This is a genomic window from Sedimenticola hydrogenitrophicus (genome assembly GCF_029017505.1).
Lineage (GTDB): Bacteria > Pseudomonadota > Gammaproteobacteria > Chromatiales > Chromatiaceae > Sedimenticola > Sedimenticola hydrogenitrophicus_A.
In genome coordinates this window covers 1-20,373 of the sequence record NZ_JAQGEI010000024.1, presented here as the reverse complement: position 1 = coordinate 20,373, position 20,373 = coordinate 1, and the positions used below count along the sequence as shown (strand labels likewise).

The 20,373-nt window shown below is 58.5% G+C and carries 22 protein-coding genes and 1 pseudogene; 5 read left to right on the top strand and 18 right to left on the bottom strand.

Translation table 11 applies throughout. The features are described 5' to 3' along the window. Positions 1-50: 50 nt before the first annotated feature. The 9 genes from O9K64_RS15080 to nifH all read right to left on the bottom strand — a co-directional run bounded on the left by O9K64_RS15080 (position 51) and on the right by nifH (position 8,105). Positions 51-1,160, bottom strand: coding sequence for a glycosyl transferase family protein (locus tag O9K64_RS15080; RefSeq protein WP_275098914.1), 1,110 nt, complete (start codon positions 1,158-1,160; stop codon positions 51-53). Beyond that, positions 1,114-1,854, bottom strand: coding sequence for a 4Fe4S-binding leucine-rich repeat protein (locus O9K64_RS15075; RefSeq protein ID WP_275098913.1), 741 nt, complete (start codon positions 1,852-1,854; stop codon positions 1,114-1,116). Before O9K64_RS15075 ends, O9K64_RS15080 begins: the two co-directional genes overlap by 47 nt. Before the next feature lie 11 nt (positions 1,855-1,865). Beyond that, on the bottom strand, positions 1,866-2,132 hold the full coding sequence (locus O9K64_RS15070; protein WP_275098912.1) for a DUF6129 family protein: 267 nt from the start codon (positions 2,130-2,132) through the stop codon (positions 1,866-1,868). After that, positions 2,129-2,857, bottom strand: coding sequence for a dinitrogenase iron-molybdenum cofactor biosynthesis protein (locus O9K64_RS15065; RefSeq protein ID WP_275098911.1), 729 nt, complete (start codon positions 2,855-2,857; stop codon positions 2,129-2,131). The genes O9K64_RS15070 and O9K64_RS15065 overlap by 4 nt, the downstream gene beginning before the upstream one ends. 284 nt (positions 2,858-3,141) lie before the next feature. Further along, positions 3,142-3,336, bottom strand: coding sequence for a 4Fe-4S binding protein (locus O9K64_RS15060; RefSeq protein WP_260295663.1), 195 nt, complete (start codon positions 3,334-3,336; stop codon positions 3,142-3,144). A 25-nt stretch (positions 3,337-3,361) separates the two neighbouring features. Further along, on the bottom strand, positions 3,362-3,574 hold the full coding sequence (nifT, locus tag O9K64_RS15055; protein WP_260295662.1) for a putative nitrogen fixation protein NifT: 213 nt from the start codon (positions 3,572-3,574) through the stop codon (positions 3,362-3,364). A gap of 296 nt (positions 3,575-3,870) precedes the next feature. Continuing rightward, positions 3,871-5,442, bottom strand: a complete 1,572-nt coding sequence (nifK, locus tag O9K64_RS15050) for a nitrogenase molybdenum-iron protein subunit beta (protein ID WP_275098910.1) — start codon at positions 5,440-5,442, stop codon at positions 3,871-3,873. Positions 5,443-5,583: 141 nt separating this feature from the next. Further along, positions 5,584-7,065: a nitrogenase molybdenum-iron protein alpha chain gene (gene nifD / locus O9K64_RS15045; RefSeq protein ID WP_275098909.1), complete on the bottom strand. Its 1,482-nt coding sequence runs from the start codon at positions 7,063-7,065 to the stop codon at positions 5,584-5,586. A gap of 164 nt (positions 7,066-7,229) precedes the next feature. After that, positions 7,230-8,105, bottom strand: a complete 876-nt coding sequence (nifH, locus tag O9K64_RS15040) for a nitrogenase iron protein (RefSeq protein ID WP_275098908.1) — start codon at positions 8,103-8,105, stop codon at positions 7,230-7,232. Between the two features lie 186 nt (positions 8,106-8,291). Here nifH and O9K64_RS15035 point away from each other — a divergent pair, with 186 nt between their 5' ends. From O9K64_RS15035 to O9K64_RS15025, 3 genes are all read left to right on the top strand, one after another. Next, on the top strand, positions 8,292-9,137 hold the full coding sequence (locus O9K64_RS15035) for an NAD(+)--dinitrogen-reductase ADP-D-ribosyltransferase (RefSeq protein ID WP_275098907.1): 846 nt from the start codon (positions 8,292-8,294) through the stop codon (positions 9,135-9,137). Positions 9,138-9,486: 349 nt separating this feature from the next. After that, positions 9,487-10,389 (top strand): SIR2 family protein, encoded by a 903-nt coding sequence (locus O9K64_RS15030; protein ID WP_275098906.1) that lies wholly within the window; start codon positions 9,487-9,489, stop codon positions 10,387-10,389. A gap of 232 nt (positions 10,390-10,621) precedes the next feature. Continuing rightward, positions 10,622-11,023 (top strand): bacteriohemerythrin, encoded by a 402-nt coding sequence (locus O9K64_RS15025; RefSeq protein WP_275098905.1) that lies wholly within the window; start codon positions 10,622-10,624, stop codon positions 11,021-11,023. Positions 11,024-11,468: 445 nt separating this feature from the next. Here the strand turns inward: O9K64_RS15025 and draG are convergent, their stop codons facing one another. The 8 genes from draG to nifB all read right to left on the bottom strand — a co-directional run bounded on the left by draG (position 11,469) and on the right by nifB (position 16,732). Further along, positions 11,469-12,440, bottom strand: a complete 972-nt coding sequence (draG, locus tag O9K64_RS15020; protein ID WP_275098904.1) for an ADP-ribosyl-[dinitrogen reductase] hydrolase — start codon at positions 12,438-12,440, stop codon at positions 11,469-11,471. A 90-nt stretch (positions 12,441-12,530) separates the two neighbouring features. Further along, positions 12,531-13,103, bottom strand: coding sequence for a nitrogen fixation protein NifQ (locus O9K64_RS15015; RefSeq protein ID WP_275098903.1), 573 nt, complete (start codon positions 13,101-13,103; stop codon positions 12,531-12,533). After that, the gene (locus O9K64_RS15010) at positions 13,103-13,612 is read right to left on the bottom strand and encodes a hypothetical protein (protein ID WP_275098902.1); all 510 of its coding nucleotides are present in this window, start codon (positions 13,610-13,612) and stop codon (positions 13,103-13,105) included. The genes O9K64_RS15015 and O9K64_RS15010 overlap by 1 nt, the downstream gene beginning before the upstream one ends. Before the next feature lie 32 nt (positions 13,613-13,644). Further along, positions 13,645-13,929 (bottom strand): 2Fe-2S iron-sulfur cluster-binding protein, encoded by a 285-nt coding sequence (locus O9K64_RS15005; protein ID WP_275098901.1) that lies wholly within the window; start codon positions 13,927-13,929, stop codon positions 13,645-13,647. Between the two features lie 373 nt (positions 13,930-14,302). After that, positions 14,303-14,725: a nitrogenase-associated protein gene (locus O9K64_RS15000; RefSeq protein ID WP_275098900.1), complete on the bottom strand. Its 423-nt coding sequence runs from the start codon at positions 14,723-14,725 to the stop codon at positions 14,303-14,305. Next, on the bottom strand, positions 14,722-14,898 hold the full coding sequence (locus O9K64_RS14995) for a hypothetical protein (protein ID WP_275098899.1): 177 nt from the start codon (positions 14,896-14,898) through the stop codon (positions 14,722-14,724). Before O9K64_RS14995 ends, O9K64_RS15000 begins: the two co-directional genes overlap by 4 nt. A gap of 18 nt (positions 14,899-14,916) precedes the next feature. Beyond that, on the bottom strand, positions 14,917-15,195 hold the full coding sequence (locus O9K64_RS14990) for a ferredoxin (protein ID WP_275098898.1): 279 nt from the start codon (positions 15,193-15,195) through the stop codon (positions 14,917-14,919). A 28-nt stretch (positions 15,196-15,223) separates the two neighbouring features. Next, positions 15,224-16,732, bottom strand: a complete 1,509-nt coding sequence (gene nifB / locus O9K64_RS14985) for a nitrogenase cofactor biosynthesis protein NifB (protein ID WP_275098897.1) — start codon at positions 16,730-16,732, stop codon at positions 15,224-15,226. A 548-nt stretch (positions 16,733-17,280) separates the two neighbouring features. Here nifB and O9K64_RS14980 point away from each other — a divergent pair. Next, on the top strand, positions 17,281-17,880 hold the full coding sequence (locus O9K64_RS14980; RefSeq protein ID WP_275098896.1) for a hypothetical protein: 600 nt from the start codon (positions 17,281-17,283) through the stop codon (positions 17,878-17,880). A 392-nt stretch (positions 17,881-18,272) separates the two neighbouring features. Here the strand turns inward: O9K64_RS14980 and O9K64_RS14975 are convergent. Next, a pseudogene (locus tag O9K64_RS14975) lies at positions 18,273-18,917 on the bottom strand (radical SAM protein); the annotation flags it as partial. Between the two features lie 410 nt (positions 18,918-19,327). Here O9K64_RS14975 and O9K64_RS14970 point away from each other — a divergent pair. Next, positions 19,328-20,373, top strand: a 1,046-nt coding sequence (locus O9K64_RS14970; RefSeq protein WP_275098895.1) for a hypothetical protein, incomplete at its 3' end; no start/stop codon positions are given.

Here is a 20,373-nt window from a genome sequence, read left to right as displayed (position 1 = left end):
GTTCTGTTCGGGGCGACCGGCCCCGGCGAGGGCCAGCCGCCTTTGATCGTTTATCGGACGGTCTCCGCGCGCCCGCAGGCGCAGGTCGTGGCCGGCCTTTCCAGATGCACCAACGGGTGCTGCCGCCGCTCCCGCCACCACACCTCGGCGAGCTGGTGCGCCGGCCCCGGCGCAACCTCCAGGCCGAGTGCACGAATGATCAGTGCCAGGGTACCGACGACCGCGCGCTCGCCATAACTATCCTCGGCCTCGCCCTCCCAAACCTGGATAAAATGGTACAGGTTGAGTCGCCCGGGCTTTACCTCACCTCCTGGACGGATCAGGCAGTCCCAGGTGGCCGACCAGGCCGCGCCAGCGCCGACCCCGTACAGCTCGACCGCCCGGTCGGGTATGCGTTCCAGCTCGCCGCCGTCACCCTTGCAGATCAGGGCGCCGGGTTGCCCCAGCAGTACCGCGGCCTGTTGATGGATGGCGGCGAAATTGGGATGGAACACGCCCATCACCGACAGCGGTGCCGAGAGCGGGTTGAGCATCCTCGCCACCGTGTGCAGCGGCGGCCGCAGACCGAACAGCTTGCGCGTCTCGATCAGCTCGGCGGTGAGCGGGGAGAGCTTGCTGATGGGCAGATAGGCGAAGCCGCGCAACTGGAGCTGCGCCTGCGCCTCGTGCAGCGAGAGGGCGGGCTCCATCCCCAGGGCATCCAGCGCATCCGGCACATAGAGCCGCCCGTCGCTGCGATTGATCCCATGCATCAGCAACGGATAGCCACGCGCCGCCAGGATCAGTGCCGCCAGGAGAAACCAGGGCAGGTGCCGCTTCTTGCCGGCGTAGGCGGCCCAATCTATCGCCGGGTGAAATGCCGACTCGGCCACATGGAAGCTCTCGCGCAGCGCCTGGGTGAAGCCGGCCACCTCTTCGGCGCTCTCCTCCTTCACCCGCATGAGCATCAGGAAGGCGCCAAGCTGTTCCGGCTCCACGTCGTAGCGGGCGATCATCTGCATCGCCTCGTAGGCCTCGTCACGGCTCAGGGCGCGCATGCCGTTGCGGCCCTTGCCGAGGATCTGGATGAAGCGTGCGAATGGATGCATGACTCTCCTATCTTGCTGGTCTGATTCAGGCCTGGCGCTTGCCAAGCCGCTCCCGTGCCACCGCCCTGACATCCTCATCATCGTCTTCGAGCAGGGGCGCCAGCAGGGCGACGGGGGCACGCTGGCAGGCTGCCAGCCGTACCCGCCAGTCCCGGTCCCGCAACAGCGCGCCGAGGGCATCGGCGTCGATCCGCTCGGCCACGATCAGGCGTATCTCGGCCTCCGCGTCATCCAGCATCAGCCCGAGACTCTCCTCGGGCAGACGGCTGGCGACCGTCTTGCGCACCTCGCGCTCCGGGTCCCGCAGCATGCGAAACAAACGCCCCGGCTTGAGGCGTTTCGCCACGTACTGGCGCACCAGGTAATCGTTATCCGTCACCAGCTGCTCCAGCTGCTCCGGCGGCAGCCGGTCGGCCACGGTGACCCGCACCTCTCGATCCGGGTCATCAATCAGGGCGGCCAGTGCATCCACCGGCAGGCGATAGGCGAGTACCCGCCTGACCACTTCGTCGGGATCGTCCAGCATGCGCAGCAGCCGCTGTACCGACAGGTAGCGGGCGGCGATGGCGCGCCGTTCCCAGAAGGGGTCGCCGGCGTACTGTTCCGCCAGGTCCGGGTTGATCTTGAAAAAGCGCGCGATCTGCCGGCCGCTCAGGGCGCCGACACAGGCATCCCCCGGATGACAACGGCCCTTCTGCAACCGGTCCTCGCGATGCGGGCAGGTGCGGCAGTCGGCCCGGGGTGTGGCGTCGTCTTCGTCAGGCATGACAACGGCGTTCATTCGGCTTCGATTTCGGCCACCACCACGCCGGTGGCCAGCTCCATGTCCTGGGTGAAGCCGAGGCAGTGCCGGCTGCTGTCGATCAGGTAGAGATTGAACCCCGACGCTTCCAGTACCGGGCGGGCGGCCATCACATCATCATCCATGCAGTAAGTGAAATGGATCTCCGGAAAGCGCAGGCGCAGCCGATTCACCGAACTCTCCGACAGCGGCGTCTCCCCCGCCAGCCAGCCGATCTGGTTCAGCTGCTCCTGGGTGATCATGCCGTCGCCTCGATGTCCGCTCCCTCGATCTCCACAGGAGTGAAGCGAATGCGCTGTTCCGGCGCCTGGCCCATGATTTTCGCCAACCAGGGCGGCGCACTCTTGCCGATCGCCGCCCGCAGGGCACCGATCTCGACGTCCGCCGGCCCGGCCTGGGGTTTCTTGACCGGATGCACACCGGCCCTGATCACCTTGGCGGCGGGCGTCCCGCCAATGGAAGCGACAAACAGGATCTGGCAATCGGTGATCTGTGCGACCCGATGAGCGTTTTTGTCCTCACCGGCGGCCGCATTCCCGACCTCGCGGATATCGATCAGTCGCTGTTCCGATGCCGACACCTGGTAGATCAGGAAACGCCGGCATGAACCGAAATGCCCGTCCAGCTGGGCGCCGCGGTTGGAGGCACAGGCGACCCGGATGCTGTTCGGCATATCCGCCTCGGCATAGGCCACCACCTCGGGCAAGGGTTCGGTGAACTCATGCACCTCACCCTTGAGGCAAGCCAGCGCCGCCTTGAGCGACCCGGTATCGAGATCGGCAAACTCGCCATCGTCAGCCGACTTCAGCTGCTTCACCGTCAGGTCGGCGAGCTGTTTTTTGCCGGGTGGCAGACCCACCGCATCATCCAGCACGCGCAGCAGGCGGGGGATATCGGTTTCCGGCAGTTCGCGCGCCGCCAGTCCGATGCGCAGGGCGATCTCTTTATCGAGGGTTGGGCTGTTCATTGCTGTCTCCTGATCTGGGTCCCGATCTGGGTTGTCCGGAGGGCGCCCACGGGGCGCCCTATGTCAGTTTCAATGTAACTACTCACGGGGTGATTGGCCTGCCTTGCCGGCCTCACACGATGGCTTGCCCCCTCGAATCCGGCCCATTTTTCAGCGCCTGCCCAGACTCGCTTCGCTCAAACAAGGGCAGGCTTGAATCTGAAAAATGGGCCGGATTCGAGGCGCCACCAAGATCGGCCAACAAGGCAGTCCAATCACCTACGAACCGGGTGAGTAGTTACGTTTCAGGCAGAGATGATGCAGTCGTCTTCCATGCAGACATCAAGACACTGGGGAACGTCGAACTCATCCTCGCACTCGGTGCAGGTCTCGGCCTCGATCATATAGACGCCCTTGAAGGGCTTGATGGATTTGGTGGGACACACCGGTTCACAGTCACCGCAGGCGGTGCAGATATCTCTTACAATTGCTAGAGCCATGATAAGTCTCCTTCAAAAAGGGGGTTCAGACACGCTTGAAACGCAATGTGGTCGGGAATGAAGGCCGGGGCGTGATCGGATCGACGTAGTAGCGGGAACCGTCGGTCAGCAACACCTCGCCTCCCCAGCTCTCCTCGGTATCCGTCTCCACCTCGGCGATCTCATCCTCCTGGTCCTTCTTGGCGATATAGAACAGGAGCGCGCCATTCTCTTTCACACGAATCATTACACTGGGCATCGTTCTTACCTCACTTCAGCCGGCAAAATTGAATGCCGCATTACTTGTCCGTAGATCGGGGGTCGGAGTCAGAAATATTGACTGCGACCCGAATGGCGCTTACTCAAGCCAAGAACCACCGTCATCCCGGCGCAGGCCGGGATCCAGACTGCTTAATGGTGGCGGCATTCCTGGATTCCATCCTTAGGTCCGTAAACGGTGCATCCCTGCACCACTCCTCCGGCCTGCGCCGGAATGACGAAACTCCTGCAATTCGCCTTAAGTCAGTGCCATTCGACTCCGATCCCTTAACCTGATTAACGGATCAGGTCGTAGTTGTAGTCCGTGGTACCCATGCCCCGGGTCTCTTCATCGAGCCGTTCCAGTACCGCGTTGACCAGGGTCTTGAGCATGTACATGGCACCCTCGTAACCCAGGGTGGTGTCCCGATGCATATGGTGCCGGTCGAAGATCGGGAAGCCGATACGGATCAGTGGCACCTCGTGCTCCTTGCCCTTGTGCAGGGTGTCGCGCTGGATGAACTTGCCGTAGGAGTTGCCGATCATGAAGTCCGGTTTGTTGGTGAACATCAGGGAACGGAAGTGCCACAGATCCTTGCCGATGTGCACCTCGCTGTTCTGGCCGTAGGGTGAGTTGGCCAGCAGCTGTTCCACCGCCTTCTTCCAGCGCTTGTTGGCGTGGCTGCAAAGGATCTGGGTCGGCTCCGCGCCCACCTCCAGCAGGAAGCGCACCATGCCCAGGACGAAATCCGCATCGCCGTAGACACCGAACGACTTGCCGTGCAGCCAGGCGTGGCTGTCGGTCATCATGTCCACCAGGATGCCGCGCTCGCGGGTCAGCGAAGCGGAGATCGGCTTGCCGGTCAGTTCCGACACCTTCATCAGGAACTCGTCGGTCGCCTCCAGTCCCATGGGAATGGCGATATCGGAGGCCGGCTGCTTCCAGGTGTTCTTGGTGAACTTGCGGCTCTTCACCGACTGCCAGGGCTGCAGGTAGAGGGTGTCGATGGCGTTCGGCGCGTCCTTAATCTCATCGATGGTGGTACCGCCGTCGTACATGCGATACTCGCCGTCCGCCGGGGTATCCAGCACGTCGCTGGGATCGCTCAGCAGGCTGCACTCGACGTCCATCTCCACCATCATGCGCTTCATCACCCGGTAGTTGCCCAGGTAGGTCTCAAAGCCCGGCACGATGTTGATCTTGCCGTTGCTGCCGACCACCTTGTCTTCCATGTAGTTGAGGGTGAAATAGCGCTGGATGCCCTCGAACATGTTGTCCCAGCCGGTGGTATGGGAACCGACAAAACTGGGGGTATGGGCGAACGGGGTGGGGAACTCCTGCTCGACACTGCCCTCTTTCTTGGCGTTGCCGATAAAGGCGTTCAGGTCGTCACCGATCACCTCGGCCATGCAGGTGGTGGAGACGGCGATCATCTCCGGCTTGTACAGCGCCTTGGCGTTCTCCAGGCCGGCTAACATGTTTTTCTGCCCGCCGAACACCGCCGCGTCCTCGGTCATGGAGTCGGAGACACAGGCCACCGGCTCCTTGAAGTGGCGGTTGAAGTAAGTGCGGAAATAGGCCACGCAACCCTGCGAACCATGCACATAGGGCAGGGTCTTTTCAAAGCCCAGGGCACAGAGCACGGCACCCAGCGGCTGACACGCCTTGGCCGGGTTGACGGTCAGCGCCTCGCGATTGAAGTTGAGCTCCTTGTACTCCACCGTGGTGGACCACTGGAACACCTCTTCGATCTTCTCCTGGGGAACCTTCTCCTCGAACAACTCCTGTTTGTTCTTCAGGGTATCCTTGTACTCGTCCTGCCGGAACAGGGGATAACTCGGTTTGATGTCTTCGACTAGCTGACTCATGATCTTTCTCCTCCCGCGCCACTAATCCGTGGACGACGGGTCAGATAAAAATAAACTTGTTATGCCTCGAATGTAGGTTGGGCTGAGCTTGCGAAGCCCAACGTTGGGTTTCCTCCGTCAACCCAACCTACCTCCATGGAATCAGGCGCCGGCCACGGCGGCTTCCGCGGCCTCCTCGCTTTTCAGCCAGGGCGCCTGGACCTTGCTCCAGCAGGGATTGTTCAGGGTCATGTCCATATCGCGGGCGAAGATGGCGAAGCCGTCATAGCCGTGATAGGGACCCGAGTAATCCCAGGAGTGCATCTGGCGGAAGGGGATGCCCATCTTCTGGAAGATGTACTTCTCCTTGATACCGGAACCGATCAGGTCGGGCTTGACCCGCTTGACGAACTCCTCGAACTCGTAGCCGGTCACGTCGTCGTAGATCAGGGTGGCGTTGCCCATCTCCTTGATGGTGCGATCGTAGTCGTCGTTGTGGCCGAACTCGTAGCCGGTGCCGACCACTTCCATGCCCAGGTCCTCGTAGGCGCCGATGATATGGCGCGGACGCAGACCGCCCACGTAGAGCATCACCCGCTTGCCTTCCAGGCGCGGACGGTACTTGTTGATCACCGCCTGGTACTCGGCCTGGTACTTCTCGATCACCTTCTCGGCATTGGCCTGGATGGTCTCATCGAAGAACGCGGCGATCTGGCGCAGTGATTCGGCGATCTTGGTCGGACCGAAGAAGTTGTACTCCATCCAGGGCACGCCGTACTTCTCTTCCATGTGCCGCGAGATGTAGTTCATCGAGCGATAGCAGTGCAGCAGGTTGAGCTTGGCCTTGGGGGTGTTCTCCATCTCCGCCAGGGTACCGTCGCCGGACCACTGGGCGATCACCCGCAGGCCCATATCCTCCAGCAGGGTACGGGAGGCCCAGGCGTCACCACCGATGTTGTAATCGCCGAGAATGGTCACGTCATAGGGGGTGCTCACGAAGCTGGTGTCCTCGTCGCGGTTGCCCAGCACCCAGTCGCGTACCGCATCATTGGCGATGTGGTGACCCAGGGACTGGGAGACACCGCGAAAACCCTCGCAACGCACCGGCACGACCGGTTTTTCCAGCGTCTTGGCGGCCTGCTTGGCCACCGCCTCGATGTCGTCGCCGATCAGGCCGATGGGACACTCGGACTGGATGGTGATGCCCTTGTTGAGCGGGAACAGCTGCTCGATCTCGGTCATGATCTTGGACAGCTTCTTGTCGCCGCCGAAGACGATATCCTTCTCCTGGAAATCAGAGGTGAAGTTCATGGTGCCGAAGGTATTGATGCCGGTGGTGCCGACATAATAGTTACGCCGCCCGGCACGGGAGTACTGGCCGCAACCGACCGGTCCGTGGGAGATGTGGATCATGTCCTTGATCGGACCCCAGACCACGCCCTTGGAGCCGGCGTAGGCGCAACCGCGGATGGTCATTACACCCGGCAGGGATTTACGGTTGGAGGTGATGCACTTTTTCGACTGCTCCACCTCCTGGTCATTCACCGTGAGATGTTTGGCACGCTCTTCACGTGCACTCTCTGGGTAGACTTCAAGCACCTCCTGGATCAGGGCGGCGGTCTCTTCGCGTGTCATGGTTGACATAAATCTTCTCCTTCTCCCGGCACCACTAATCCATGGATACGCGGGGTCATGAAATAATCCGTAGGTTGGGGTGAGGAACGAACCCCAACAAACCGGGATGGTTCGGCCTTGCAATTGTTGGGGTTCGCAAGCTCACCCCAACCTACAGCTGACATCCCCTTCGCTTACGCCTCGGCGCTGGCTTTCTGACCGATGACGCTCTCGTCTTCCTCGTCCATCAGGCCGAAGTCCATCAGCAGGTCTTCCAGGGCATCCATGGTGATGGGTGTGGGGATGACAAAGTTCTTGTTGTCGATGATCTTCTGCGCCAGGTCACGGTACTCCTGGGCCTGCTTGGCCTCGGGGTCGTACTCGATGACGGTCATGCGACGGATCTCGGCGCGCTGCACCACGTTGTCACGCGGCACGAAGTGGATCATGTGGGTGCCCAGCTGGCGGGCCAGCTCCATGATCAGCTCGTCCTCGCGGGCGGTGTTGCGGCTGTTGCAGATCAGACCGGCCAGACGCACGCCACCGGAGCTGGCGTATTTCACGATACCCTTGGAGATGTTGTTGGCCGCGTACATGGCCATCATCTCGCCGGAGCAGACGATGTAGATCTCCTGCGCCTTGTTTTCACGGATGGGCATGGCGAAGCCGCCACACACCACGTCACCCAGCACGTCGTAGAAGACGAAGTCGAGGTCTTCTTCATAGGCGCCTTCCTCTTCCAGGAAGTTGATGGCGGTGATCACACCACGGCCGGCGCAACCGACACCGGGCTCCGGGCCACCGGACTCGACGCACTTGATATCGCCATAGCCGACCTTGAGCACATCTTCCAGCTCCAGATCCTCGACCGTACCGGCCTCTGCCGCCATCTCCATGATGGTGTTCTGCGCCTTGGCGTGCAGAATCAGACGGGTGGAGTCCGCCTTGGGATCGCAACCGACGATCATGACCTTCTTACCCAGTTCGGCCAGACCGGCCACCAGGTTCTGGGTCGTGGTAGACTTGCCGATACCACCTTTACCGTAAATTGCACATTGACGCAGTGCCATGTCGATCTCCTTACTCGTTGTTGAATCAGTGGTGATTGAAAACGCTGAATCACCTGGACAACGGGTATTGAGCAAGGGCTGTGCCAAAAGCAGGAACTGATTTTAACTGACTGTAATAAAACGGTATTTTTATTAAGCAAGGGCAGGATTCAACAGTCGGGTTTGCTACAAACCCCGGTCAATTGTATGGATGAATACAGACAAACCGCGCCTGACAGCGCCTCGCTGCCGGCCAGCGCCCGGCTCTCCATCAACCACTGCAATCTGCCGCCGGTGATCCTCGGCAGCCTGACCTTCCAGCACCACCCGGCGCCGCTCCACCTGGACGGCGTGCAGGAGTTGCATGCCGCGCTGTTCAGCAATCTGCAGCAGATAGCGGATGCCGCCGAGCGGGCGGAGAATTTTCAGGACTATATGCGTTCCGGTTTTCTGCTGGATAATCCGGACGAGGCCGGACTGCCCGACCAACCCGGCAAACAGAACCGGCGCCGGGCGGACTACCTGCGCATCCTGCGCGGCTGGCTGTTCGATGCCGACGGCAAGGAGGCGGCCGTGTTGAAAGGCTGGGTGGAATCGCGCTTCGGCCTGCTGCCGCGCAACCACCAGGGACCGGTGGGCGATATCAACTCCAAGACTTACCAGCACTATCTGGCGGCCCGCACCCAGGGGCTGTACAACACCAATGCCCTGGAGTCCCAGCTCGACCTGCTCTACACCTACTGCCAGTACGAGGTGCGCCGCCAGTTCCCCGCGCAGACCCATCTCACCCTGTACCGTGGCATCAACCGCATCGATGAACATGAGGTGCTGCATCAACCGGCCCGGCATATCTATATCCTGGTGCTGAACAACATCAACTCCTTTACCGGCAACCGCGAACGGGCCGACGAGTTCGGTGACTATATTCTTGAAGCCAAGATCCCGCTGAGCAAACTGGTCTATCTCCCGGGGCTACTGCCGGGCCGGCTGAGTGGCGAGGATGAGTACCTGGTGATCGGTGGGGTGTATGAAGTCGCGCTGAAGCCATTTTAGTCCTGTGTAGTAGCCCGCCGCACAAAACTACCCAATAGTTCGTAGGGTGGATAAGCGACAGCGCATCCACCGCGACCGCTCCCGGCCATCCATGATCTCCGCGGCATAATTCCATTACTGGACAAAGCAATGGTGGATGCGCCTACCGGCTTATCCACCCTACGAAACTGAAACAGATTTACCCGGCAATATTAGATTGGAAGACCACGACGTTGTGTAGCAAAGCCGACAATCGTATTCACAATGCCCACCCCGGATATCGCTAAGTCGTTGTTCCGATACGGATCGGCCAATCTGGCCCGGCTCTTGCTGCTGCCTTGTGAATCCCCATTATTAAGGAGCACGGAAAATGGCAGAGACAAGCATGCAGGACCTGATCGACGGCATCGGTAGCGGCGACATCGTGCCCTACCTGGGGGCCGGCGCACTCGACGGCGTGATCAATATCGAGACCGGTGAACCGATCCCCGCCGACAGTGACAGCCTGATCCTCGCCATGAACAACGGCAACCCCATGTCCCCACGGCTGATGTACGAGTTTCCCCGGGCGGCCATGGATATCGAACTGAAACGCGGCCGCAGTGCGGTCAACCGCTTTCTCGACAGCACCTACGGTGCAACCCGCTGGAGCCGCTCGCCCCTGCATGCGTGGCTCGCGGCGATCGGGACACCCTATGTGATCGACATCAACCGCGACAACCAGCTGCAGCTGGGCTATGCCGACCGGCCCCACACCCTGATCCGCGGCATCTCGCGGATTGCCGGCACCGACTACCGCTTCCGCATTCACCACTACGACGGCATGCGCTATTCCGAGCGGGAGATCGAACAGGAGGCGGTGGACACCTCCCTGCCCATCCTGTTCAAACCGATGGGCAGCCCGCTGCCGGACGCCACCTATATCGCCTCGGACGCCGACTACGTCGACTACATCTCCGAGCTGATGGGCGGCTTCGCCATCCCCGATTTCGTCAAGCGCTACCGCAAGGAAAAACAGTACCTGTTCATCGGCCTGCGCATGACCCGGGACACCGAACGCATGGTACTCTCCGACATGATCTATGACGCTGCCACCCCTGCCGGCTGGGCGCTGATTGCCAAGCCGAATGCCAAGGAGCGGCGTTTCTGCCAACGCCTGAACATCGAGATCATCGAGGCCGACGTCAGCGACCTGATGGCAGCGGCCGCCATCGTGCCGAAACATGAGACCGGGATCGGAATCGATGGGGTCGGAGTCAAATTGGATCAATGATGCGGGTGGAAGCAAACAATCCTAAACCAATTTGACTCCGACCCGAATGGCACTTACTTAAGCCAAGAACCACCGTCATCCCGGCGAAGGCCGGGATCCAGACTGCCTAATGGTGGCGGTATTCCTGGATTCCGGCCTGCGCCGGAATGACGGAAATCCTGCAATTCGCCTTAAGTAAGTGCCATTCGACGCCGATCCCTTCCAACAATTCCGCATGACCGGAGTTCAAGTTATGCAACCGATGATCGATGCCGACAACCCCAGTTACCGGCTGGGCGTAACCACCATGGACCAGACCCATCACGAATTCATCGCGTTGGTCAATCAACTCGCCGTCTCGGAGCGGGATGACTTTGTCACCCTGTTTGCGCAGCTGGTGAAGCACACCCATGCCCATTTCAATTCGGAGGCGGCCCTGATGGAGCAGTACCGCTTTTCGGCCATCCGCGAACATACCGATGAACACCAGCGGGTGCTTGGGGAACTCGACCGGTTCGGCGAAAAGGTGGCGCGGGGTTCAATCGCCATGGGCCAGGACTATGTACAAAATCACCTGCCCGGCTGGTTCGACCTGCACGCCCGCACCATGGACAGCGCCCTGGCGGCGCACCTCAAACTGAACGGCAATGGCTGATGACGTTGTCTGGTCGGTGGCTTCCGCGTGGGCACAAAAAACGTGCCCGTCTACCCCCTGATGAACAGACCTCTACACGCCATGCCGCGACCTTCATGCGCTACGTAGGGGCAACCCCCCGTGGTTGCCCACTCGACACAACCCCCACCCCGTCCGGGCAGGCACGGGGGCCTGCCCCTACGAGTCCGTTCCTCGTTCCCACGCTCCGCGTGGGAATGCATACCGAGCGGCAACAGGTGTCGGAGTCGCGCATCCACTTCCGGAGGAATTCATCACGGAGTTCGACGCGCGACTCCGACACCTTCTACGGACCACCGCCGAAGTATTTGTAGGGTGGATAAGCTTGCGCATCCACCGCCTCCTATTCATGGTGGATGCGCCGATGCTTATCCACCCTACGAATTCCGAAATCGTAGGATGCGGTGAGTAAAACGAACCGCATCAATCACCGGTGATGCGTGTCGCCGGGCTCAGCACATCCTGCGTGGCTGTATTTCCCCTCAACAGAACAACCCCGACCCCACTCAGCCGTCTGCGCCAACTCAAGCAGCGCCAGCGCCTGGTCTTCACAGGCCACCCGCACCTCCCGGTCCAGCGCCCGGAGCCAGCGCCGGGGGATGGCCTCCACCCCATGGCAGGCACCGGCCAGCATGCCGGCAATCGCCCCGGTGGTATCGGCGTCCCCGCCCCGGTTGACCACGTCGATCAGGATCGCCTCCAGGCTGTCATGGGCGAAGAAGGCCTGAAATACCGCCTGCAGGGTCTCCACCATCCAGCCGCTGGGATTCTCCACCGGGCGCCGGTCAAAGCGGTAGGCGCGCTGTTGCGCCACCAACTCCAGAGCGATGTTATGCAAGGTCGCCGGCGGTTCGCCCCGGAAGGCGGCTACCAGCATGCGCAATACGGCCTCCGTCCCGGCATCGGCCTGGGGGTTGTTGTGGGTGACATGGGACTGGGTACGCGAGGCCTCGACCAGCCGCTCATGGGGGGCATTCCAGTAGGCGATGGCCACCGGCAGCGAGCGCATGCAGGCGCCATTGCCGGCATCGAATTCATTCTCCGGCACGCACGGCACGCCGCTGTCGCGGAAGTGGACAATGCCGCGCCGCACCGTGTGACCGATATCCACCGGCTTGGTGCGCATCCAGTCACTGAACGCCCGTGCCACCGGCACCGCGCGCACCCCGCCCTGCGCCAGGATCGATTCGCCGAGGGCCAGGCTCATGCCTGTATCGTCGGTCACCTGGCCGGGCTTCAAATGCAACCAGCCGCCACCGACAATCTTCTTGTGGACCCCGTGATTTTCCCGGATCTCCTGGGGGGTAAGGAACTCGGTCGTGGCCCCCAGGGCATCGCCGACGGCCAGCCCCAGGTAGGCGCCGAGGGCGCGTTGCTCCAGTGATAGTGATGTTTGCACCGACCCCCGCACCCCACGTATGGGCAACCCCCCGTGGTTGCCCGTTCGATTCCGCCACCATCCCATCCGGGCAGGCACGGGGGCCTGCCCCTACGATTGCACAAAACATTTCGCGTAATCGACACACACCTCGCAACTGGGCGAGCGACAGACATAGATGCCTTCCGCCTCGCACAGCTGCTTGTAGAGGAAGCGTTTCCACTTCATGTTCTTGTCGTTGCGCAGCGCCAGCGGCGCGAAATTGTCCAGCATCAGTTGCGACAGGTCGGGGCGACTCCAGAGGCCCAGGTCCTGCCACAGGTGATCGTTCCCCAGGCAACCCACGGTCACAATGCCGGCCATCCACACCTCCGATTCACTGGCGCCCGTGCGCCCCGCCAGCAGCAGCTGGTTCAGCTCCTCCCGCTCATCGTGACGGTTGAAACCGAGCGGCCGGCCGAGCCGCACCACCCGGTCTGGATCGGCCGCGGGAAAATGCCGCGCCATCATCCGGCGAAACGGCATCTCACCCAGGCCCAGCCAGTCGGGCATGACGCCCAGCCCCACCGACCAGGAGGCGAGCATGCGCGCCAGCGGCTTCTCCACCGGCTCGCCCCGGCGCCCCGCCATCAATCCGGCATACACCGTCTCCAAGCTATCAATCGCCCTGACCGCATGCGCCATCACGCCACCTCATACGCCACGACAATATCCTCATCCCGGGGGATGAAGCGGCAAGCCAGATGCCATTCACCGGGCGGATGTCGTCCCGGCGGCGCCGACACATCGAGCTTGCCCAACGCCTGCAGCACCCGTCGCTCCTTTCTATCCAGGGGATACGCCCGGGCTACCTGGTCATCGGCAGGCTGAACCCGGATGGCGCAGTTGCCGCACTTAGGGCTCGCGCAAGAATAATTTCGCAGTACCGAGGGCGTAACTGGGTCACGCTGGCAAGGCACGCTTTGCAGGCAATGGCTGTTCCCTTGCCAAAAAGCGTAACGCCTCCAGCGGGGTCCAGTTGCGACCGAATACCGAACCTTATTTTTGCGCGAGCCCTTACCCTCGCCACACTCGAATCGCAGCGGTATCCGGTTGGCCCGGGCGATGGCCAGCAGCGTATCGGGTGCGTGGCCGAACACGGCATAGACCGTCTTGTCCTTGAAATCGGGACTGGAAAAGGTGATCAGCGGCATCGGTCTACTCCTCTTCGGTCAAGCAGGTTCAATCAGGCGGGCTTGATGGTACAGTCGCCGATAATCTGCGCCTGGCAGGCCAGCCGGTCATGCCGGCTCGCCATGTTCTCCTTCAGCACCTTCTCTTCCAGTACCGAGGGTTCGCTGAGATTGTTCCACCCCTCCTGCACATGCATCATGCAGGTGCCGCAGTCGCCCTCGCGGCAGCCGTACACGATCCCGGCACCGATCTGCTCGGAGACTTCAATCACCCGCGTGCCGGCCGGCACGCTGACGCTCTTTCCGATATCCTCAAATGTAATCTTTGCTTTCGCCATCTTTGCTCACCTGTAGGGTGTAATACGTTGCCGTGATGAAGCGTTATTCAATTCAATCTGCTGAACTCGCGGTACTTGTAGGGTGAGGAGTGGTACATGGATGTACCGTTCACGGACCCGAGGATGGCATATGTACATCTAGGGTGGATAAGCTTGCGCATCCACCGCCATCCGACTCACGGTGGATGCGCTGACGCTTATCCACCCTACGAATTCAACTGCCGGATGAAACAGACATGTTGCATCGTTTCCTGGAATGCACCGCTGGTGAAGTCCAGAATTGCACCCGTAGGAGCGGCTTCGCCGCGAACAACTTCGCGCCAGAGGCGCTCCTACAGGTCGATTTTTGCAACGACCGGGGTTATTCAACCCGCTAAGCCGGCGGTTCACATGCAAGCGCATCCCCGCCCATCGGGCAGGCGTTCAGATCCCGTTTGCGATCCAGCACGATACCCAGTGCCTTCAATACCGGTCCGTCGACAAACCCCGATTGTTGCAGCAAGCCGTACTCCAGCAGCGGCCGACAAATCAGCAACGGCTCGGCCAGCATCAAATTCAGCGCCTGCCGTGCACTCAGAGCGGTGATATCGATGGCCCCCGACTTCACCGCCGGGGCGGACGGGTTAAACCACTGGGGCACCGGCTTGTCGCCAAAAAACGGCTGCAGGGTTACCGCCGTCCAGGCGTGACTCAGCAGATCCCGCACCTCCGGCCGATGGCCCCGGGCACGCAACAGCGCCAACTGGTATTGGTTGCCGGTGCAACCCGGTTTTTCGTAAAACAGCAACTGGTTCATGGGTCGTTGCGCAACTGCTTTTCGTGCAGGGAGTTCAGCAACGCTGAGTTGCGCCGCCAAAGCCGCTCCGGCAGATGCGCCCAATCGGGTTGTGTGCCGACCGACCGCTGCGGGCGCGGCTTGCGCCACGCGCTGAAACGTTCGATGCCAGGCAATGTCAGGTTCGTGGACACGGTTTAGCTCCTTTGTCGTTAGCGCGCCTGGATCTCCGCCATCACCTCGGCCATCCGTTCCGGCCGGATTCCGGTAAGGGAGCCGGGCGGATTGGCCGCCTCGCCGAACGGGCTCAGGATGGCTCCCTCGATGGGACAGATACTGACGCACTGGGGATCGGCAAAATCGCCCTCGCACTCGGTGCACTTTTTCGCATCGATGCGGAAGTGGGGGCGTGCATCAAAGATCGCCTGGCTGGGACAGAGCGGCTCGCAAGCCCAGCAGTTGACGCAACTCTCGATAATTTCATAAGCCATGCGGATATCTCCAGCCATAGGTTTCCTGTTAGGCACCGATCTGCAACTGAGCCGTTTCCCGGGCTTCATCCAGCTGACCGTTCCCGGCCATCTCGGCATAGACGGCGGCCACCGCCTCTTCGATCGGCTCCATGGCGTGCTCGCCGTTGGGCTGGATGCCGGCCGTCTCCAGCTGCTCCCAGGGTTCGTAACCGATCTTGGAACAGAGCACCGCCTCGCAGCCTTCCAGGGCGCGGATGATCTTCTGCAGGGTGGTCTCCGCGTCACCGCAGCTGTCACCACCGCTGCAGTAGAGATCCACCTTGCGGTAGCCGATGAAGCGCACATCGGTCATCGACGCTTCGTAAACCAGGAACTCCTTGGCGTGGCCGAAGTGCTGGTTGATCACACCCCCGCCGCTGGTGGCCACCGCCATCAACACCGGCCGGGTCTCTTTCTTCTTCAACTGCAGCGACGAGAGCGCGACGAAGGCCTGGCCGCTCTGTTGCTTCTGCGCCTCGCGATTCGCCTCGATGGAGGCGTGATACTCGGCGCGCCGCTGCATGGCCGATTCATAGTCGATCTCCATGTTCTCGACCTTGTCCATGGTGAACTCATCGCCCCGGTCCTCGCCCAGCATGCCGACGGCATCGGCGCGGCACTGGCGGCAGTGGCGCATCATGTTCATGTCGCCGGCGCACTGATCCTGCAGCGCCTGCAACTCACCGTGGGTCGGGCCGCGCTGGCCCATCACGCCATAAAAGGTGCCGTGTTCAGCCTCGGCGATCAGCGGCATCACATTGTGCAGAAAGGCGCCGTTGGCCTTCACCACCTTGCTCACCTCTTCCAGGTGCGCGTCATTCACCCCCGGGATCATCACCGAGTTGACCTTCACCAGGATGCCGCGCTCGGTGAGCATCTTCAGCCCCTTCTGCTGCTGCTTGATCAGGATCTCCGCCCCCTTGCGTCCCTTGATGCGGCGGTTGTTCCAGAAGATCCAGGGATAGATCTTGGCGCCCACGTCGGGATCGACACAGTTGATGGTGATGGTGACGTGATCGATATTGTGCTTGCACAGCTCCTCCACCTGGTCCGGCAGGGTGAGGCCGTTGGTGGAGACGCAGAGCTTGATGTCCGGCGCCTTCTCGGTGAGCTGGCGGAAGGTCTCGAAGGTGCGCTCCGGATTGGCCAGGGGATCGCCGGGACCGGCGATGCCGAGCACCGTCATCTGCGGGATATTGGCCGCCACCGCCATCACCTTCTTCACCGCCTGATCCGGCGTCAGCACCTCCGACACCACCCCCGGCCGCGACTCGTTGGAACAGTCGTATTTCCGGTTACAGTAATGGCACTGGATATTACAGGCCGGCGCCACCGCCACGTGCATGCGGGCAAAATGGTGATGCGCCTCCTCGGAATAGCAGGGGTGGTTATGCACCTTCGCGCGGATGTGCTCGGGAAGATGCGACAACTGATCACTGCTGCCGCCGCAACCGGATGAACTGCAGCCGCCCTCTGCCGCCTCACCTGCCGTTTGACCTATTACCGTCAACTCCATCACTGGGTCTCCTGATCAATGCCCTGTCGAGGGTTGTTAACATTGCTTGAAACTCTTGATGCAAAGGGTGTGCCCAGTTGCTGCCAGGAAGTTAACATACTGTTTATTGGTTATTTTTTTATACGGATAACCGGACTATGTAGGGTAATGGACATGACAAATGGCGGGGTTGTCGGGAGTGCTACGCTACGCATCGAAGGGGATGAATTGGGTGGATGTGGCTGTTGATGACCTCATCACGAGCGGAATTCAGCGGACTCTGGCGTATATCTCCTGAATCACAAATGCACCTGAATACAAATACCGGACAAAATACAATCGCTTACCAGGACACATATAGGTTGTGTGCAAACTGGATAGACGACAGTAATGATGCGAACGCGTCCGCCTATCCAGATAACATCAGGCGCAAATTAAATCGAAGTAAGTTCTTGTATCGATTGGGAATTCAAGTAATACTCTGGGCTTTAAAACTAATGGATAGGCGTCGGAGGGATAGACGTCTGATGTCGGTGAATAACGCTGTTCTACAAGAAAAGGATCTATGAATGTTGAAGAAGTTTATACAGGGAATCGTTTTCGGAGCGGGGGCCGCAATAGCATTTGTAGCTGTTTGGCTAGTTGCTATGTCCTATGTGATACCACCTGCGATTGAAAAAATGGCTAATAAATCACCAGACATGAGTGGTGCTCAAACAGCTAAGGTATTACCCGTAGATCCAAAGCAAACAAAAGGCAGAGAATATTTTATTCATAAAGGCAGGGAGGTCGAGAGGAAAATTCCCGATGGAGGAGGAATGCTTTCTATTTCCGTGCTTGAAGATGACGGCCAACAAGACAGGCCGTCAACGTTCCAAGCTTGGGTTACAGAATCTGAAGCGTACATCATTAGTACCGTGGAAAATATTCCTACCGTGAAACAGGTCGATTACCCTAAATCTAAGGCAGTCGACTATGCGAGCAAGCTAGTAAGTGACAATGTCGGGTTTAAGAAACAAAACATGACAATGCCTATATCGGATGCAGATGTTACCAAGCTAAAAAGTGGCCAATCAACCAATCGAGGTGATTTCTATAATGGCGAGTTTAGGGTCACAGATAACGGGGTTGTTTTTCTGCTCCCGAACAAATACGAACATAACCAGTAAAGGCAACCGACGCGCGAAAAGCGCGCTCGGCTGCTTTAGGCGTTAGGGCAAAAAATCAGGCACCTAAGGTCATACGCATGAAAAAAACCATAGGAATATTTCTCGCTATTTTTGTTTCAATTGGACTTTTTGGTTCAATGGGATCAATGAATGGATCAATGGGGTCGGAGTCATTGATGTTTCTCCGATGAGAGGAAATCAATGACACTGACCCCATTGATCAGGGATTTATATTTCTTAGTCAAGTCATGAAGAGGGAACTCACTATGGGCTATTCATTTGCTGTACGAACTGCTGCGGTTGGAATATTGATTGCGGATCAATGGGGTCGGAGTCATTGATGTTTCTCCGATGAGAGGAAATCAATGACACTGACCCCATTGATCAACGGTGAGCATCTTCAGCCCCTTCTGCTGCTGTTTGATCAGGATCTCCGCCCCCTTGCGTCCCTTGATGCGGCGGTTGTTCCAGAAGATCCAGGGATAGATCTTGGCGCCCACGTCGGGATCGACACAGTTGATGGTGATGGTGACGTGGTCGATATTGTGCTTGCACAGCTCCTCCACCTGATCCGGCAGGGAGAGACCGTTGGTGGAGACGCAGAGCTTGATATCTGGCGCCTTCTCGGTCAGCTGGCGGAAGGTCTCGAAGGTGCGCTCCGGATTGGCCAGCGGATCGCCGGGACCGGCGATGCCGAGTACCGTCATCTGCGGGATATTCGCCGCCACCGCCATCACCTTCTTCACCGCCTGATCCGGCGTCAGCACCTCCGAGACCACACCGGGACGCGACTCGTTGGCGCAGTCGTACTTCCGATTACAGTAGTGGCACTGAATATTACAGGCCGGCGCCACCGCCACATGCATGCGGGCATAGTGGTGATGCGCCTCCTCAGAATAGCAGGGGTGGTTGTGCACCTTCGCGCGGATATGCTCGGGCAGATGCGACAACTGATCGCTGCTGCCGCCGCAACCGGACGAACTGCAGCCGCCCTCAGCCGCCTCACCTGCCGTTTGACCTATTACCGTCAACTCCATCACTGGGTCTCCTGATCAATGCCCTGTCGAGGGTTGTTAACATTGCTTGAGACCCTTGATGCAAAGGCTGTGCCCAGTTGCTGCTAGGAAGCTAATAGGCTGTTTATTGGGTGTTTTTTAATGAGCCAGGTCGGGTAATGTAGGGTAATGGACACGACAAATGGGGGTGTTGTCGGGAGTGCTACGCAGCCTGCCGCACACCTCACCCGACATAACAACCTGAAATGGGTTCCTCAGTGATTGAATCTCTGGTAATCTTCAATAAGTTAGGGTCAAGCCCAATACATTAGCGGCAAGTGAAATGGGTCGCCGCTTAAATGGCCTTGACCTCTTTTCGCTATCCCTTTTAATTACCACATCAATTAAAGATAGATTTAAAAGCAATATCTGTGGATCTCATGGAGCAGTTGATGGAAAAACAAAAAGTAGAATACATACCTATAAGTGAGCTAGTTCTGTGGTCTGAGAATCCTAGAGATCCTATTTATGAAGATAATAATGACCAGAAAATTGTTGATCGTGCGCTAGGAGAAAATAACAAAATTTGGGCATTAGACAAGCTCGCGAAGAATATGGGGGATATTTTTGATCATAGCGAACTACCAATCGTTGTTTATCATAACCGAATACCAATAGTTTATGATGGCAACAGAAGGATTATACTCGCAAAAATAAAACACAATTTAGTAACAATCACAGAAGAAAAACGCTTTTTGATACCAGACTTCCCATATTCAATTCCCTGTAATGTGTGTACGCAGGATGTGGCACTAAAGCATATATGGAGAAAGCATGGCGATTCGGGCTCATGGAATCCACTGGAACGAGATATATTCTTACACAGGCATATGGGCTATAAGAAAAGTGATTATTTGATCATAGAAGAAGCCACTGGCTTGATTGGTAGTAATCCAGCGATGAACAAAGGTTTTGTTAAAAATGAAATATTTAGGGCTGAAAACATTAAGAAATTAGGTTTCTCTACTGATTCTGGTGAGCTAAAGTCGAAATATGATGCAAAAACAGCAAATATTATTCTATTAGATTTGGCTAAAAAGATTGAGGCAACAGAGATCTCGACCCGTAAAAATCGTGGGGACGTCTTGGGTGTTCTCGAAGGATCTACAAGAAAGATAATTGAAGACAATAAAACAGGTAAGGCAAATAAGAAGTGTGCAGTTATATCAGAGAATCACGGGGGCCAGTTAATTAAAAACAGGAAACGCTCACCTAGATCAAATAGTAAGAATAAAATATTCGGCGGGCCTTTGTATTTGAAATCTTGTGAGGTGAATAATATTTATAGAGATATCTCTGATTTATACGATTACTACAACAATAATCAACATGTACTATCATCAACATTTATTTCAGTCATTAGAATGTCTTTAAGGCTACTATGTGAAGTGGCAGCAAAAGATAAAGGCTTTGCCAAGCTAGATAATTATATAAATAA

Coding starts and splice junctions, on each gene's coding strand:
- O9K64_RS15015 (WP_275098903.1), bottom strand. CDS start 13,103: ATGGCGCATGCGGTCAGGGCGATTGATAGCTTGGAGACGGTGTATGCC.
- O9K64_RS15070 (WP_275098912.1), bottom strand. CDS start 2,132: ATGATCACCCAGGAGCAGCTGAACCAGATCGGCTGGCTGGCGGGGGAG.
- O9K64_RS15035 (WP_275098907.1), top strand. CDS start 8,292: ATGGATGAATACAGACAAACCGCGCCTGACAGCGCCTCGCTGCCGGCC.
- nifH (WP_275098908.1), bottom strand. CDS start 8,105: ATGGCACTGCGTCAATGTGCAATTTACGGTAAAGGTGGTATCGGCAAG.
- O9K64_RS14990 (WP_275098898.1), bottom strand. CDS start 15,195: ATGGCTTATGAAATTATCGAGAGTTGCGTCAACTGCTGGGCTTGCGAG.
- O9K64_RS14980 (WP_275098896.1), top strand. CDS start 17,281: ATGTTGAAGAAGTTTATACAGGGAATCGTTTTCGGAGCGGGGGCCGCA.
- nifD (WP_275098909.1), bottom strand. CDS start 7,065: ATGTCAACCATGACACGCGAAGAGACCGCCGCCCTGATCCAGGAGGTG.
- O9K64_RS15030 (WP_275098906.1), top strand. CDS start 9,487: ATGGCAGAGACAAGCATGCAGGACCTGATCGACGGCATCGGTAGCGGC.
- nifB (WP_275098897.1), bottom strand. CDS start 16,732: ATGGAGTTGACGGTAATAGGTCAAACGGCAGGTGAGGCGGCAGAGGGC.
- nifK (WP_275098910.1), bottom strand. CDS start 5,442: ATGAGTCAGCTAGTCGAAGACATCAAACCGAGTTATCCCCTGTTCCGG.
- O9K64_RS15005 (WP_275098901.1), bottom strand. CDS start 13,929: ATGGCGAAAGCAAAGATTACATTTGAGGATATCGGAAAGAGCGTCAGC.
- O9K64_RS15060 (WP_260295663.1), bottom strand. CDS start 3,336: ATGGCTCTAGCAATTGTAAGAGATATCTGCACCGCCTGCGGTGACTGT.
- O9K64_RS15075 (WP_275098913.1), bottom strand. CDS start 1,854: ATGCCTGACGAAGACGACGCCACACCCCGGGCCGACTGCCGCACCTGC.
- O9K64_RS15080 (WP_275098914.1), bottom strand. CDS start 1,160: ATGTCAGGGCGGTGGCACGGGAGCGGCTTGGCAAGCGCCAGGCCTGAA.
- O9K64_RS15010 (WP_275098902.1), bottom strand. CDS start 13,612: ATGCCGCTGATCACCTTTTCCAGTCCCGATTTCAAGGACAAGACGGTC.
- O9K64_RS15000 (WP_275098900.1), bottom strand. CDS start 14,725: ATGAACCAGTTGCTGTTTTACGAAAAACCGGGTTGCACCGGCAACCAA.
- nifT (WP_260295662.1), bottom strand. CDS start 3,574: ATGCCCAGTGTAATGATTCGTGTGAAAGAGAATGGCGCGCTCCTGTTC.
- O9K64_RS15065 (WP_275098911.1), bottom strand. CDS start 2,857: ATGAACAGCCCAACCCTCGATAAAGAGATCGCCCTGCGCATCGGACTG.
- O9K64_RS15025 (WP_275098905.1), top strand. CDS start 10,622: ATGCAACCGATGATCGATGCCGACAACCCCAGTTACCGGCTGGGCGTA.